This window comes from Micrococcus luteus (assembly GCF_022664405.1).
Classification (GTDB): domain Bacteria; phylum Actinomycetota; class Actinomycetes; order Actinomycetales; family Micrococcaceae; genus Micrococcus; species Micrococcus luteus.
Genome location: NZ_JAKRLB010000003.1, coordinates 50,129 through 64,700, shown reverse-complemented (window position 1 = coordinate 64,700; position 14,572 = coordinate 50,129). Strand labels below are relative to the sequence as shown.

At 74.7% G+C, this 14,572-nt stretch carries 15 protein-coding genes; 13 read left to right on the top strand and 2 right to left on the bottom strand.

Annotated features, from left to right (window positions below):
- Nucleotide 1 precedes the first annotated feature (1 nt).
- From leuD to MF605_RS01980, 5 genes are all read left to right on the top strand, one after another.
- Nucleotides 2-607, top strand: coding sequence for a 3-isopropylmalate dehydratase small subunit (gene leuD, locus MF605_RS02000; RefSeq protein ID WP_010078962.1), 606 nt, complete (start codon nt 2-4; stop codon nt 605-607).
- Nucleotides 608-779: 172 nt separating this feature from the next.
- Nucleotides 780-2,108, top strand: a complete 1,329-nt coding sequence (gene murA / locus MF605_RS01995) for a UDP-N-acetylglucosamine 1-carboxyvinyltransferase (RefSeq protein ID WP_002856412.1) — start codon at nt 780-782, stop codon at nt 2,106-2,108.
- 80 nt (nt 2,109-2,188) lie between these two features.
- Nucleotides 2,189-2,863 carry a lysophospholipid acyltransferase family protein gene (locus MF605_RS01990; RefSeq protein WP_036313115.1) on the top strand — a complete coding sequence of 225 codons (675 nt, stop codon included), beginning with the start codon at nt 2,189-2,191 and terminating at the stop codon, nt 2,861-2,863.
- Nucleotides 2,860-3,897 carry an NAD(P)H-dependent glycerol-3-phosphate dehydrogenase gene (locus tag MF605_RS01985; protein WP_036312916.1) on the top strand — a complete coding sequence of 346 codons (1,038 nt, stop codon included), beginning with the start codon at nt 2,860-2,862 and terminating at the stop codon, nt 3,895-3,897. Before MF605_RS01990 ends, MF605_RS01985 begins: the two co-directional genes overlap by 4 nt.
- Nucleotides 3,894-5,033 carry a D-alanine--D-alanine ligase family protein gene (locus MF605_RS01980; RefSeq protein WP_134416635.1) on the top strand — a complete coding sequence of 380 codons (1,140 nt, stop codon included), beginning with the start codon at nt 3,894-3,896 and terminating at the stop codon, nt 5,031-5,033. Before MF605_RS01985 ends, MF605_RS01980 begins: the two co-directional genes overlap by 4 nt.
- A gap of 17 nt (nt 5,034-5,050) precedes the next feature.
- Here MF605_RS01980 and MF605_RS01975 read toward each other — a convergent pair whose 3' ends face one another.
- Entirely contained in the window at nt 5,051-5,530 is a 480-nt protein-coding gene (locus MF605_RS01975) for a DUF3515 family protein (protein ID WP_036312910.1), read from the bottom strand.
- An 89-nt stretch (nt 5,531-5,619) separates the two neighbouring features.
- Here MF605_RS01975 and MF605_RS01970 point away from each other — a divergent pair, with 89 nt between their 5' ends.
- From MF605_RS01970 to rsmD, 4 genes are read left to right on the top strand one after another with little or no spacing between them, the layout of a single operon-like run.
- Nucleotides 5,620-6,744 (top strand): LCP family protein, encoded by a 1,125-nt coding sequence (locus tag MF605_RS01970; RefSeq protein WP_036338094.1) that lies wholly within the window; start codon nt 5,620-5,622, stop codon nt 6,742-6,744.
- Complete coding sequence (locus MF605_RS01965) at nt 6,741-7,778, top strand: DAK2 domain-containing protein (RefSeq protein WP_134416637.1); 1,038 nt, start codon at nt 6,741-6,743, stop codon at nt 7,776-7,778. Before MF605_RS01970 ends, MF605_RS01965 begins: the two co-directional genes overlap by 4 nt.
- Nucleotides 7,768-9,960 carry an ATP-dependent DNA helicase RecG gene (locus MF605_RS01960; protein ID WP_134416639.1) on the top strand — a complete coding sequence of 731 codons (2,193 nt, stop codon included), beginning with the start codon at nt 7,768-7,770 and terminating at the stop codon, nt 9,958-9,960. The genes MF605_RS01965 and MF605_RS01960 overlap by 11 nt, the downstream gene beginning before the upstream one ends.
- Before the next feature lie 3 nt (nt 9,961-9,963).
- A complete protein-coding gene (gene rsmD / locus MF605_RS01955; RefSeq protein WP_134416641.1) occupies nt 9,964-10,527 on the top strand; it encodes a 16S rRNA (guanine(966)-N(2))-methyltransferase RsmD in 564 nt (187 codons plus the stop codon).
- Nucleotides 10,528-10,763: 236 nt separating this feature from the next.
- Here rsmD and MF605_RS01950 read toward each other — a convergent pair whose 3' ends face one another.
- A complete protein-coding gene (locus MF605_RS01950; protein WP_043275981.1) occupies nt 10,764-12,017 on the bottom strand; it encodes an aminotransferase class I/II-fold pyridoxal phosphate-dependent enzyme in 1,254 nt (417 codons plus the stop codon).
- Between the two features lie 132 nt (nt 12,018-12,149).
- Between MF605_RS01950 and coaD the strand changes: the two genes are divergently transcribed.
- The 4 genes from coaD (at nt 12,150) to rpmF (ending at nt 14,559) form a co-directional block, all read left to right on the top strand.
- A complete protein-coding gene (coaD, locus tag MF605_RS01945; RefSeq protein WP_134416643.1) occupies nt 12,150-12,623 on the top strand; it encodes a pantetheine-phosphate adenylyltransferase in 474 nt (157 codons plus the stop codon).
- Between the two features lie 68 nt (nt 12,624-12,691).
- Nucleotides 12,692-13,606 (top strand): UTP--glucose-1-phosphate uridylyltransferase GalU, encoded by a 915-nt coding sequence (gene galU / locus MF605_RS01940; RefSeq protein ID WP_134416645.1) that lies wholly within the window; start codon nt 12,692-12,694, stop codon nt 13,604-13,606.
- A 174-nt stretch (nt 13,607-13,780) separates the two neighbouring features.
- Nucleotides 13,781-14,353 (top strand): YceD family protein, encoded by a 573-nt coding sequence (locus tag MF605_RS01935; RefSeq protein WP_002856392.1) that lies wholly within the window; start codon nt 13,781-13,783, stop codon nt 14,351-14,353.
- Between the two features lie 2 nt (nt 14,354-14,355).
- On the top strand, nt 14,356-14,559 hold the full coding sequence (rpmF, locus tag MF605_RS01930) for a 50S ribosomal protein L32 (RefSeq protein ID WP_002856390.1): 204 nt from the start codon (nt 14,356-14,358) through the stop codon (nt 14,557-14,559).
- Nucleotides 14,560-14,572 lie beyond the last annotated feature (13 nt).

The window sequence follows — 14,572 nt, the reverse complement described above, 5'->3', positions numbered from 1 at the left end:
CATGGAGAAGTTCACCACCCACACCGGCGTCGGCGTGCCGCTGCGCGCCTCGAACGTGGACACGGACCAGATCATCCCGGCCGTGTACCTCAAGCGGATCTCCCGCACGGGCTTCGAGGACGCCCTGTTCGCCGGCTGGCGCCAGGACCCCGACTTCATCCTGAACACCGAGCCGTTCAGCGGGGGCACCGTGCTCGTGGCGGGCTCCGACTTCGGCACCGGCTCCTCGCGCGAACATGCCGTGTGGGCGCTCAAGGACTACGGCTTCCGCGCCGTGATCTCCCCGCGCTTCGCGGACATCTTCCGCGGCAACTCCGCCAAGCAGGGGCTCGTCGCGGCCCAGGTGGAGCAGGAGGACGTCGAACGCATCTGGAAGGAGCTGGAGAACCGTCCCGGGACCACGGTCACCGTGGACCTCGTCACACGCACCGTCGAGTGCGGGGATGTGACCGCCCCCTTCCAGATCGACGACGACACCCGTCGCCGGCTGCTCGAGGGCCTGGACGACATCGCCGTCACCCTGGGGCACCAGGCCGAGATCGATGCCTATGAGGCGGACCGCCCCGCGTACAAGCCCACCACCCTGCCGGCCCGCACGGCCGGCTGACCGGCCGGCGCCGGGAGCGCACCATTGCCGCGCGTGCCTGGCGACGCCCTATGCTGGGAGTCGATTCCGGGACCGCCCGCCGCACGCGGCGGGCGGTCCCGTTCAGAGACCTCCCCGCTCCGGCGGAGTGGCCGAGACCGTGGCCCTGCGGCCGCGCTGAGGAAGGACGCGCATGGCGAAGCTCTTGACCATCCATGGCGGCAAGCCGCTGACCGGTGAGGTGACCGTGCGCGGCGCCAAGAACCTGGTGCCCAAGGCCATGGTGGCCGCCCTGCTCGGCAACTCGCCGTCCGTGCTCCGGAACATCCCCGAGATCAAGGACGTGGACGTCGTCAGCTCCCTCCTCGAGATCCACGGCGTGTCCGTGGAGTGGGACAAGGAGACCGGGCGGATCACGATGGACCCGGCCGGGGTGAAGTCGGCCCTGACCGCCGAGATCGACGCCCACGCCGGCGACTCGCGCATCCCGATCCTCTTCTGCGGCCCGCTCATGCACGCGATCGGGGAGGCCTTCATCCCCGACCTCGGCGGCTGCAAGATCGGCGACCGCCCGATCGACTACCACCTGGCCGTGCTGCGCAACTTCGGCGCCGTCGTGGACAAGCGCCCGGGCGGCATCTCCATCTCCGCCCCCAAGGGCCTGCACGGCGCCAAGCTCGAGCTGCCGTACCCCTCCGTCGGAGCCACCGAGCAGGTGCTGCTGACCGCTGTGAAGGCCGAGGGCATCACCGAGCTCAAGGGCGCCGCCGTCGAGCCGGAGATCCACGACCTCATCGCCGTCCTGCAGAAGATGGGCGCGATCATCACCGTGCAGACGGACCGCACCATCCGCATCGAGGGCGTGAGCGAGATGCGCGGCTACAACCACATCGCGCTGCCCGACCGCAACGAGTCCGCCTCGTGGGCCTCCGCCGCCCTGGCCACCCGGGGGGACATCTACGTCCGCGGCGCCGAGCAGCGCGACCTGACGGCGTTCCTGAACACCTACCGCAAGATCGGCGGCGAGTTCGACGTCGTCGACGACGGCATCCGGTTCTGGCACGCCGGCGGCGATCTCAACCCGCTCGTGCTCGAGACGGACGTGCACCCCGGCTTCATGACCGACTGGCAGCAGCCCCTCGTGGTGGCGCTGACCCAGGCCAAGGGGGTCTCCATCGTGCACGAGACCGTGTACGAGAACCGCTTCGGCTTCACCGACGCCCTCGTGCGGATGGGCGCCTCCATCCAGCTGCACCGCGAGTGCCTCGGCTCCGTGCCGTGCCGCTTCGGTCAGCGCAACTTCCTGCACTCGGCCGTGATCTCCGGCCCGACGCCGCTGCATGGCGTCGAGTTCGACATCCCGGACCTGCGCGGCGGCTTCTCCCACCTGATCGCCGCCCTCACCGCCGAGGGCACCTCCACGGCGACGGGCCTGGAGATCATCAACCGCGGCTACGAGCACTTCATGGCGAAGCTCGAGGGCCTCGGCGCCGACGTCGAGCTGACCGAACGCGACCGGTGAGCGGCGTGGACGCGCAGAGCCCTGCCGCCGCGGGGGGTCGTCCGACGCGTACCGCGCGGGCCCCCTACGTGATCCCGGGGGTGATCGTGCGACCGGCGATGCGGGCCCTCGTCCGCCAGGTGTGGGAGGGGACCGAGCACCTGCCCGAGACCGGCGCGATCCTCGCCGTCAACCACATCTCGGAGGTGGACCCGCTCTCCGTGGCCCACATGGTCTACAACCAGGGCCTGCTGCCGACCTTCCTCGCCAAGGCCGAGCTCTGGAAGGTGCCCGTGCTCAAGCAGGTCCTCGAGGCCACCCGCATGATCCCGGTCGAGCGCACCCGCGACGGCGGCCGCTCGCTCGCCGCCGCCCGCGAGGCCGTCGCCACGGGCCGGGCGATCATCGTCTACCCGGAGGGCACCGTCACCCGCGATCCCGACGGCTGGCCCATGGCCGGGCGCAACGGGGCCGTGCGCCTCGCCCTGCAGACCGGCGCCCCGCTCATCCCCGTCGGTCAGTGGGGCATCCAGGAGCTGCTGCCGTACGGCGGCCGCTCCCTCCGCGTCCTCCCGCGCAAGACCGCCCGGATCCGGGTCGGCGCGCCCGTCGACCTCGCGGACCTGCGGGACCGCCCCGTGACGGCGGGGACCCTGCGCGAGGGCACCGGCCGCATGATGGGCGCGATCACCGACCTGGTCGCCGAGCTGCGCGGAGAACCGGCCCCGGAGGGCCGCTGGGATCCCACGGCCGGAGCGCGGGTGGCCGGGGCATGAGCGATCCGCGCACCGTCGCCGTCCTCGGGGCCGGCAGCTGGGGGTCGGCCTTCGCCCGCGTCCTGGGCCTGAGCACCAGCCCCGAGCCCGCCCGCGCGTCCGAGATCGTGATGTGGTCCCGGCGGGCCGAGGTCGCCGAGGCCATCACCGAGCGACACGAGAACCCCGAGTACCTGCCCGGCATCACGCTGCCCACCTGCGTGCGCGCCGTCACCGACGCCGCCGAGGCGGTCCGGGGCGCCGGCGTCGTGGTGGTGGCCGTGCCCGCGCAGCACGTGCGCGAGACCCTGCACGCCGTGCGCGCCGACCTGGCCCCGGACGCCGTCGTGGTCTCCCTCGTCAAGGGCCTCGAGCGCGGCACCGACGCGCGGATGTCGCAGGTCTGCGCGGAGGAGCTGGGCCTCAGCCCGGACCGGTTCGCGGTGGTCTCCGGACCCAACCTCGCCCTCGAGATCGCGCGCGGCGAGCCCACCGCCACGGTGGTCGCCTCGGCCTCGCGCGCGACGGCGGAGCGCATCGCCGCCCTCACGGCCGGCCGGACCTTCCGGCCCTACACGAACACCGACGTCGTGGGCGTGGAGATCGGCGGTGTGGTGAAGAACGTCATCGCGCTCGCCGTGGGCATCTGCGACGGGCAGGGGCTGGGGGACAACTCCAAGGCCTCCGTCATCACCCGGGGCCTGGCCGAGACCACCCGGCTGGCCGTCGCGCTCGGCGGCGACCCGGCCACCATGGCCGGGCTCGCCGGCCTGGGCGACCTCGTGGCCACGTGCGCCTCGCCCCTCTCCCGCAACCGCACGGCCGGCCGCCACATCGGCACCGGCCTCAGCGCGGAGGAGGCGGTGGCCGCCATGAGCCAGACGGCCGAGGGCATCAAGTCCGTCTCCGCCATCGTGCACGCCGCCCGCGCCCACGGTGTGGAGATGCCCATCAGCGAGCTGATGGACCGGGTGGTCGCCGGGGACGTGGCCGTGGACCGCCTCGCCGAGCTGCTGCTCGCCCGTGACCTGAAGTCGGAAGGACGCACCGCATGACCGCCACCCCCGCCCCGGAGGCCGCCGCCGGCGCGCGTCCCCGCGTGCTCCTGCTCTTCGGCGGGCGCTCGAGCGAGCACCCCATCAGCTGCGTGACCGCGGCGGGCGTGCTGCACGCGGCCGACCGTCAGCGCTGGGACGTCGTGCCGGTGGGTGTGGCCCGCTCCGGCCTGTGGTCGCACGACGAGCTGGACGTGGCCTCGTTCCGCCTGGACGGCGACGTCCTGCCGGAGGTGCCGGAGCCCGAGGCCCCGGTGAGCCTGCGCGCCCTGCCGGACGGCACCGTCGAGCTGACCGCGGCCGACGGCTCCTCGCTGGGCCCGGTGGACGTCGTGTTCCCGCTGCTGCACGGCCCCTGGGGCGAGGACGGCACTCTCCAGGGCATGTTCGAGTCGCTGGGTCTGCCCTACGTGGGCTGCGGCGTGCTCGCCTCCGCGGTCGGCATGGACAAGCACTTCATGAAGGTCGCCTTCCAGGCCGCCGGCCTCGAGGTCGGCCCGTGGGAGACCATCACCGCCCGCGACTGGGCGCGCGATCCGGAGGCGGCCCTCGCCCGCGCCGGGGCGCTCGCCTACCCGCTGTTCGTCAAGCCCGCCCGCGCCGGCTCGTCCTTCGGCATCACCCGCGTCACCGAGCCCGCGGGTCTGCGCGCCGCCGTCGAGGAGGCCCGTCGCTTCGACCCCAAGGTCGTGGTGGAGGCGGGCATCGTCGGCCGCGAGATCGAGTGCGCCGTCCTCGACGGGCACGGCGCCGCCGCCCCGCGCGCCTCGCTGCCGGGGGAGATCGTCGTGGCCCACGACGAGGGTGAGACGCAGTTCTACGACTTCGAGTCGAAGTACCAGGACACCGGCAGCACCCAGCTGTCCTGCCCGGCCGAGCTGCCGGAGGAGGAGATCGAGCGACTGCGCGCCCTGGCGATCCGCGCCTTCGAGGCCGTGGACGGGTCCGGCCTCGGCCGCTGCGACTTCTTCTTCACCCCGGACGGGCGCTGGGTGGTCAACGAGATCAACACCATGCCGGGCTTCACGCCCATCAGCATGTACCCGGCCATGTGGGAGCGGACGGGCCTGTCCTACGACGATCTGATCTCGGAGCTGCTGGACCTCGCCCTCGAGCGGGGCGTCGGCCTGCACTGACGCGGCCCGCGCCGGTCTCAGCCGACGGGTGTGGCGTCCTGCACGCTGACGCAGCCGCCGCTGGACTCGATCTGCGCGACCGCCGAGGACAGGCCCACCATCACGGTGTCCGAGCTGGCCTGGTCCTTGCCGAACAGCACCTCCACGGCCGGGTCGCGGCCGTAGGTGGTGATCCGCCAGTTCTCGTCCTCGTCCCGGATGACCCAGTCGATCCCGTCCACGGAGATGCAGCGGTCCGTGGTGGGGCCGGGGACCTCGGCGCCGCAGCGCAGGACGACGGCGGCCGGGTCACCCCACACGGCCGTCGCCTGGCTGTCGGTGGGGCGCAGGTCGAGGTCGCCCAGGGCGTCGGGCATGGCCACCATGGCCGGGGCACACGCCGGGTCAGCGGCGTGGGGCGCGGCCTCCACCGTGGCCACCCGTCCGGTGCAGGCCGTGGCGCCGAGGGCGATCGCGGTCAGGAGGGGCACGAGACGACGCAGACGGCGGGATTCCATCCGCCCAGGATACGTGCGGCGCCGGGACCCGCGGGGGCCCGTGCCCTAGCATGGGCGGGACCGTTCCCGTCCCCGCCTCAGGAGCCCACGTGAGCAGCACCGCGGACCCCCGCCCCCGCCCCCCGCAGGAGGACGTCGCCGTCGGGCGGCGCCGTCGTCGTCGCCGCCCGTGGCTGATCGCCCTGGCGGTGGTGCTCGTGGCGCTGCTGGCCGTGGGCATCGCGGCGGCGGTGTACGTCGGCGGGATCGCCCGGATCATCGACCAGGACACCCAGCGCTTCGACGGCGGCGCGTTCCCCGCCGAGTCGGGCCGCCCGGGCGCCGCGGGGGCGTCCGCCCAGCAGCCCACCGCGCCGCCGCCCGGCATGGACGCGGACCAGGCCGCCGAAGGCGCCCAGGGCCCCGTCGCCCCGGACGCGGACGAGAAGGCGGACGAGCAGGCCCTCGACGTGCTGCTCGTCGGCGAGGACGCGGGCGCGGAGGGCCGTGACTCCGCCGGCCGGTCGGACACCCTCATGTGGGTCCACGTGCCCGGGGACCGCAGCGAGATCCAGGTCATGTCCATCATGCGCGACATGTGGGTGCCGATCCCGGGACACGGGGACCACAAGGTCAACGCCGCCTACCAGTACGGCGGCATCCCGCTGACGGTGGCCACCGCGGAGAACATGTTCCAGGCACGCGTGGACCACGTGATCGCCGTGGACCTCGCCGGCTTCAAGGGCCTCGTGGACGCCCTGGGCGGCGTCAGCGTGGACAACCCCAGCGCCTTCGTCTCGACCGGCGGCATCGACTTCCCCGCGGGCACCGTGCAGATGGACGGGGACAAGGCCCTGGCCTACGCGCGGGAGCGGTACAACCTGCCGCGCAGCGACTTCGACCGTGTGGAGAACCAGCAGCGCCTGGTCAAGGCCATCGTGGCCGCGTTCCTCTCGCGGGACACCCTCTCGGACCCGAGCCGCGTGCAGGCCGCCGTCGAGGAGTTCGCCCCGTTCCTGACCCTCGACGACGAGCTCGACTCCAGCACCCTCGCGAACCTGGCGTGGTCCCTGCGCGACGCGCGCGACGCCCCGATCGTGACCAGCACGGTGCCGTCCGTGGGCGTGGGCTACACGGACACCGGCGAGGACGTCGTGTGGCCGGACTGGGCGGCGATCGCCCGCCTGGGCGAGGGCATCCGCACCGGCACCCTGGGGGAGGCCGTGGCGCCGTGAGCACGCCGCCCCGGCCGTCGCTGGTGCCGCACTGGCTCGCGCTCGCGGAGGAGCTCGTGGGCCGGGCCGCGCCGCGGCTCGACGCCCTGAACCTCTTCCCGGTCCCGGACGCGGACACGGGCACGAACATGCTGGCCACGCTGACGGCGGCCCGCACCGCGGCCGACGCCTGCCCCGCACAGGACGACGCCGGCGCCGTGCTCGCGCACGCGGGCGCGGCCGCGCTGGACTCCGCCCGGGGCAACTCGGGCATGCTGCTCGCGGTCAGCCTGGCGGGGATGGCCGAGCCCCTGCGCGGCCGGGCGCGCGTCGACGCGTTCGCCCTGGCGGCGGCGTTCGGAGCCGCCGACCGGGCCGCCCGACAGGCCCTGTCGGATCCGCGCGAGGGGACGATCCTCACGGTGCTCTCCGCGGCCGCCCGCAGCCTCGCGCGCTCGTCCACCCAGGCCCCCGACACGCCTGCGGTGGCCGGGGACGCGGACCCGGCCGTGCGGCTCGGCCCGGCCGTGACCCTCATGCTGGCCGACTGCGTGCAGGCCGTGGAGGAGACCGAGTCGTTGCTCGCCCCGCTGACCCGGGCGCACGTCGTGGACGCCGGCGCCGTCGGGCTGCTCTGGGTGTTCGAGGCGCTGCGCGCCGTCGTGACGGGCACGCCCGTGGACGAGGAGCTGGCCACCGCCCTCCCCGGCTACGGCGAGGGCGCCCACGCCGCGGAGGCCGAGCCTGCCGCCGCGGCGGAGGCGCCGGCCGAGGGGGCCGTCGAGGTGATGGGCACCCTGACGCTCACCCCGCTCGCCGCGGCCGAGCTGCGCCGTCGGCTGACGGAGGTGGGGGACGCCGTGATCCTGGCCCCCGTCGGGACCGCCCGTGACGCGCACGGCCGGGTGCCGTGGCGGGTCCACGTGCACGTGCCCCGCGCCGAGGACGCGATCGGCCCCCTGCGGGCCGCCGGCGACGTCGAGGGCCTGGCCGTCACCGACCTGGCCGGGCCGTCGCACGGCGACGCCGCACCGGACGGGTGCCATGGCCGCTGAGGCCCCCGTCACCGAGCTGCCCCTGTCCGAGGTGCTGGGCGGGAAGCTGCCCGCCCGCCTCGAGAAGGAGCTCGGGCTGACCACGGTCGGGGACCTGCTGGACCACGTGCCGCGCCGCTGGATCGAGCGCGGCGAGCTCACCCCCATCGCCGTGCTGCCGCACGACGCCGAGGTGACCGTCGTCGCCGTCGTGGAGTCGGTGACCACGCGGCGCATGCACAGCCGGCCCGGGTTCATCGTGGACGTCACCGTCGCTGACCCGTCCGTGGCCGGCGTGCCGGGGGCGAGCCTGTCCATGGCCTTCTTCAACGGCCACGACGCCCGCCGCCGCCTCGCCCCCGGGATGACCGCCATGTTCCAGGGCCGCACGACCGAGTACCGCGGCCGGATCACGCTGAACAACCCGGACTTCGCCCTCCTGGACGACGACGTCGCCCCGGGGGAGGTGGACGTGCGACCGGTCCCGCTCTACCGGGCCACGGGGAAGCTGCCGTCGTGGACGGTCCGCTCCGCCGTCGCCCGGGTGCTCGAGACCGTCGACCTGGGACGGATCCCCGAGCTGCTCACCGAGCGGATCCGCGCGGAGGCCGCCGCGGCGCTCGACCTGGACGCGCCGCTGCCGGGCACCGCCCAGGCGTACCGGGACCTGCACGCCCCTCACGACGTCGCCGCCACCGGCCCGGCGCGGACCGCGCTCGCCCTGCGTGAGGCGCTGCTCGTCCAGGCCGCGCTCGCCTGGCGCCGGGACCGGGAGCGGGCGGTGCCCGCCGTGCCCCGCCCGCCGCGGCCCGGGGGCCTGCTCGAGGCCCTCGACGCCCGCCTGCCGTTCGCGCTGACGCCCGGCCAGGTGGCGGTGGGGGAGCAGCTGTCCGCCGAGCTGGCCCGGGACGCCCCGATGAGCCGGCTGCTGCAGGGGGACGTGGGCGCGGGTAAGACGCTCGTCGCCCTGCGGGCGATGCTGCAGGTCGTGGACGCCGGCGGCCAGGCTGCCCTGGTGGCGCCCACCGAGGTGCTCGCCGCGCAGCACCACCGTGCCCTGCTGCGCCTGATGGGCCCGCTCGCGGAGGCCGGCACCCTCGGGGCCGGCGACGGCCCGGCCACGAGGGTCGCGCTGGTCACCGGCTCGCTCAAGACCGCCGCGCGCCGCGAGGCGCTGCTGGCCCTGGCCTCCGGCGAGGCCGGGATCGCCGTGGGGACGCACGCGCTGCTCTCCGAGAAGGTGGGCTTCGCCGAGCTGGCCCTGGCTGTCGTCGACGAGCAGCACCGCTTCGGCGTGGACCAGCGCGAGGCCCTGCGGCGGGCCAACCCCGGCACGCACCTGCTCGTCATGTCCGCCACGCCCATCCCGCGCTCCGTGGCGATGACGGTGTTCGGCGACCTGGACCTGTCGGTGCTCGAGGGGCTGCCCTCGGGGCGTCAGCCGGTCACCACGCACGTGGCGCGGATGGCCCACGGCCCGCGCGTGATCGGCCGGGTGTGGGAGCTGATCGCCGAGCACGTGGCGGCCGGCCACCAGGCGTTCGTGGTGTGCCCGCGCATCGACCCCGACGACACCGACCCGGGCCACGCCAACGTGGAGGAGATGACACCCCGGCTGCGGGGTCTCCCGGCGCTGGCGGGGCTGCGGATCGACGCCGTGCACGGGCGCATGGACCAGGCCGAGCAGGACGCGGCGATGCAGGCCTTCGCGCGCGGGGCGACGGACGTGCTCGTGGCGACCACCGTCGTGGAGGTGGGCGTGGACGTGCCCAACGCGACGGTCATGGCGATCCTCGACGCCGACGACTTCGGCCTGTCCACCCTGCACCAGCTGCGCGGCCGCGTGGGCCGCGGGCCCGGGGCGGCGGTCTGCCTGCTGGCCACGCGCCTGCCGGACGGGCACCCGTCGCTGCGCCGGCTCGAGGTCCTGGCCCAGGAGCAGGACGGCATGCGCATCGCGCAGGAGGACCTCGCCCAGCGCGGCGTCGGCGACGTGCTCGGCGCCGCCCAGTCCGGGCTGGCCTCGGGGCTGCACCACGTGGACGTCATCGCCGACGCCCCGCTGATCGCCGTGGCCGCCGACGCCGTCGCGCAGGTCATGGCGGCCGGCCCGGGGCTCTCCGCCCACCCGGCGCTCGCCGCCGAGGTGGCCCGCTGGGAGTCCGAGCACCTCACCGCCGTTGATTACCTCGAGAAGGGCTGAGCCATGTCCCGCATCATCGCCGGCGCGGCCGCCGGGCGGCCCCTGACCGCCGTCCCCGGCACCGGCACGCGCCCCACCACGGACCGCACCAAGGAGGCCCTGTTCTCCTGGCTCGAGGCCCGCGACTGGCTGGACGGGACGGCCGTGCTCGACCTCTACGCCGGCTCCGGCGCCCTGGGGTGCGAGGCCGCCAGCCGCGGAGCGGCATCGGTGCTGCTGGTCGAGCGGGACCGGAAGGCCGTGACCGCGTGCCGCGCGAACGCCGCGCTGGTCAACCGGGCGCGCGGGGCCGACGTCGTGCGCGTGCGCGCCGGGAGCGTGGAGCAGGCGCTCGCGGCGGAAACCGCGTCCGTGGACTTGATCCTGGCCGACCCGCCGTACCCGGTCGCCGGCCCGCCGCTCGAGGCCGTGGTGGAGGCGGCGGCCGAGCGGCTCGCCCCGGGCGGGCTGCTCGTGCTCGAGCGGGCGGCCCGGGACGCGGCGCCGCGCCGGCCGCGCGGCCTCGAGGAGGTCGAGGTGCGCGTCTACGGCGAGACCGCCCTGTACCTCTGGCAGGACGAGCGCTGACCCCGCCCACCCGCTTTCGTTCGGGAAACGGCGGCGTCTCGGCCCGTTTTCGTTCGGGAAACGGCGGCGTCTCGTCCCGTTCTCACTGGGGAGACGGGAGGGCGGAACGGACTGGGCTCAGCACGGAACCGCGAGCACGGCGCCGCCGTTTCCCGAACGAAAATGCTCCGGAGACCGCCGTTTCCCGAACGAAAGTGCTCCGGGGGCCGCCGTTTCGTCAACGAAAGCGTCGGGGGTCAGGCCGCGCGCAGCCGCGGGGCCGCCTCGGCCAGGCGGCGCATCGCCTCGTCGATCGCATCCGGTGACTTGCAGAACGCCAGCCGCAGCCAGGACCGCAGGTGGCCCCCGTCCGGGCGGCAGAGCGCGCCCACGGGGATGCCCGTGACGCCGGCCTCACGCGTCCACCGCACCGCGGCCTCGGCCGCGTCCGTCACACCCCACGGGGCGAGGTCCACGACGACGAAGTAGCCCGCCGCCGGGACGACCGGGTCCAGGCCCGCCTCGCGCAGGCCCGCCACGAGCCGATCCCGGGCGTCGCGGTACCGCTCGCGCTGGCCGGCGAGGTGCCGCTCGGCGTCGTCGGTGGGCAGGTAGGCACCCAGCGCGCGCTGGAAGGCGGGGCCGGAGGAGTAGGTGAGGAACTGCTTGACGGCGCGCGCGGCCCCGACGAGCTCGGCCGGGCCGGTCAGCCAGCCGACCTTCCAGCCGGTGACCGCGAACGCCTTGCCCGCGCTGGAGACCGTCAGGGCGATGTCCTCGGCGCCCGCGACCGAGCGCAGGCTGACGTGCTCGCCCTCGTAGACGAGGTGGTCGTAGACCTCGTCCGCGAGGATCAGCACGCCCCGGGACCGGCACAGGGCCACGAGCTCCTCGAGCAGCTCCCGCGGATAGACCGCGCCCGTGGGGTTGTGCGGCGTGTTCACGATGAGCAGGCGCGTGCGGTCGGTGATCGCGTCCGCCACCCGTGCCGGGTCCGGCAGGAAGTCCGGCGCCTCCACCGGCACGCTCACGTGACGGCCGCCGGCCAGGGCGATCGTGGCGGCGTGCGAGTCGTAGAACGGCTCGACCGTGACGACCTCGTCGCCCGGGCGCACGAACGCCAGGACCGTCGCGGCGATGCCCTCGGTCGCGCCCGTGGTGATCATGACCTGCGTGGCGGGGTCCTCCGTCACGCCCCAGTGGCGCCGGCGGTGCTCCGCGACGGCCTGCCGCAGCGCGGGGTCGCCCGTGCCGGGGGCGTACTGGTTGGGGCCCACCAGCACGGCGTCGGCCGCCAGCCGCAGCAGCGCGTCGGGGCCGTCGGCGTCGGGGAAGCCCTGGCCGAGGTTCACGGCCCCGTGCTCGACGGCGAGGCCCGTCATCGTCTCGAACACCGTGGGCACGGGGCCGGCGTCGCCGAGCAGGCCCGCGGCCGCCGCCGTGCGACGCCACGGCGCGTCCACGTCGACGTCGTGCCGTGCTGCTCCGGGGGTGGGCTGGGTTCCGTCCATGGCCGCACTGTACCCATCGCCGCGGACCGCACACGGCGGCGCATGCCGCGTCCGTCACCACCGCGACGCGCCGGTGCCGGACCGGACGGGCGTCCGTCGCCGCTCGGCGCGGCCCCCGCTAGGCTGGCACCCATGCGTCGTGCCGTCTGCCCTGGTTCGTTCGATCCCCTCCACAAGGGGCACGTCGAGGTGATCGCGCGAGCCGCGAACCTCTTCGAGGAGGTGGTGGTCGCCGTGTCCTCCAACCCGGCCAAGACGTACCGCTTCAGCGTGGACGAGCGCATCGCCATGATCGAGGCGACGGTGTCCTCCCTCGCCGGTGTCGCGGTCCGGCCCATGGGCCCGGGCCTGCTGGCCGAGTTCTGCCGACAGATCGGCGCGGACGCGATCGTCAAGGGGCTGCGCGGCGGCGCCGACCTCGAGTTCGAGGCCCCGATGGCCGCGATGAACCGCCACCTGACCGGGGTCGAGACGGTCTACCTCCCGGCCGACGCCCGGTACACCCACGTGTCCTCCTCGCTCATCAAGGAGGTCCATGGACTCGGCGGCGACGTCGCCGAGCTCGTCCCGGCCGCGGTCCTGCGCGGCCTCGACGGCGGGGCCTGACCCCGCCCGGCCCACCCGCGGGCCATCCCTTCGCTCGTCCCACCGCATCCACCGCAGGAGAACCGCCGATGACCGTCCCGCCCCCCTCCCGCCCCCGCACCCGCAAGGCCGTGATCCCGGCCGCCGGCCTGGGCACCCGCTTCCTGCCGGCCACCAAGGCCATGCCGAAGGAGATGCTGCCGGTGGTGGACCGCCCGGCCATCGAATACGTGGTGTCGGAGGCCCGGCGTGCGGGCCTGGCGGACGTGCTGATGATCACGGGCCGGAACAAGCGGGCCCTCGAGGACCACTTCGACCGCCATCCCGCGCTGGAGGCCGCGCTGGAGCGCAAGGGCGACGCCACGCGGCTCTCGCAGATCCGCGAGTCGGACCTGGTGGGGGACATCCACTACGTCCGTCAGGGCGAGGCCCTCGGGCTCGGCCACGCGGTGAACTGCGCACGCCGCCACGTCGGCGAGGAGCCGTTCGCGGTCCTGCTGGGCGATGACATCATCGGCGACGGCGAGGCGCTGCTCGAGCGCATGATCGACGTGCAGCAGCGCCTCGGCGGCTCCGTGATCGCCCTCATGGAGGTCCCGGAGGAGGCCGTCTCGGCCTACGGCGTGGCCGCGGTGGAGGCCGTGCCGGGGGAGGGCGACGACGTCGTCCGCGTCACCGACCTCGTGGAGAAGCCGGCCCGCGAGGACGCCCCCTCCACCCTCGCGATCATCGGCCGCTACGTGCTGGTCCCGCAGGTGTTCGACGTGCTGGACGAGACCCCGCCCGGCCGCGGCGGGGAGATCCAGCTCACCGATGCGCTGCAGAGGCTGGCCACGGAGGAGGGCGAGGGCCGCGGCGTGCACGCCGTCGTCTTCGACGGCCGCCGCTACGACACGGGGGACAAGCTCGGCTACCTGCAGGCGGTCATCGAGTTCGGGACGCGGCACGAGGACCTCGGGGCCGACCTGCGGGCCTGGCTCCGGGAGTTCACCGCCGGGCTCTGAGCCGGGCCGGCGACGCGCGGACCGCCGCTGGCTTTGGCCGAGGCGGACCCACCCGGTAGGATGGGCTGTCGGTCCGTCGTGGCTGGACCCGTGTCCAGGCCGCATCGCATCCCCGCAGAGGGCGTGCGGACGGGCCGTGTACCCCCGCCGTCCCACCCGCCGAGAGGAGCGACCATGGACAGCATCCAGCACCACGGCGCCGACTCGCCGTGGGTGATCCCCGTGCGCGATCTGACGCGCGGGGCCGGAGTCCAGCGCGAGCTGACGGCCGAGTGGCCCGCCCCCGCGGGCGTCTCCACGCCGCTGCTGGGGATCCCCGAGGGGGACCCCGTCGAACTGGACCTGCGTCTGGAGTCGGTGCACGAGGGAGTCCTCGTCACCGGCACCGCGGACGCGACCCTGAAGGGCGAGTGCGGCCGTTGCCTGCGCCCGCTGCACGAGGGGATCACCGTGGACCTGCAGGAGCTGTACCTCACCGGCACGTCCGAGGACGACGCCGGCGAGCAGCCGCTCGTGGTGCGCGAGACCGTGGACCTGGAACCCGTGTTCCGGGACGCCGTGGTCATCGCCCTTCCGTTCCAGCCGCTGTGCCGGCCGGACTGCGAGGGCCTGTGCGCCGACTGCGGCATCCGCCTCGAGGACGCGCCCGAGGGGCACGCCCACGAGCGCGTGGACCCGCGCTGGGCCGCCCTGGCCCACCTCGCGGGCACCTCAGAGACCTCCATCACCGAGACAGAAGAGAGATAGTCGTGGCAGTCCCGAAGCGGAAGATGTCCCGTGCCAACACCCGTGCCCGCCGGTCGCAGTGGAAGGCCACCGCGCCCGCCCTGGTGAAGTCCGTCGAGAACGGTCGTGTCTCGTACCGCCTGCCCCACCAGGCCGAGCTGAAGACCGACGCCGCCGGCACCCCCCTGTTCTTCGAGTACAAGGGCCGTAAGGTCGCCGACGCCTGAGATGGCGTCCCCA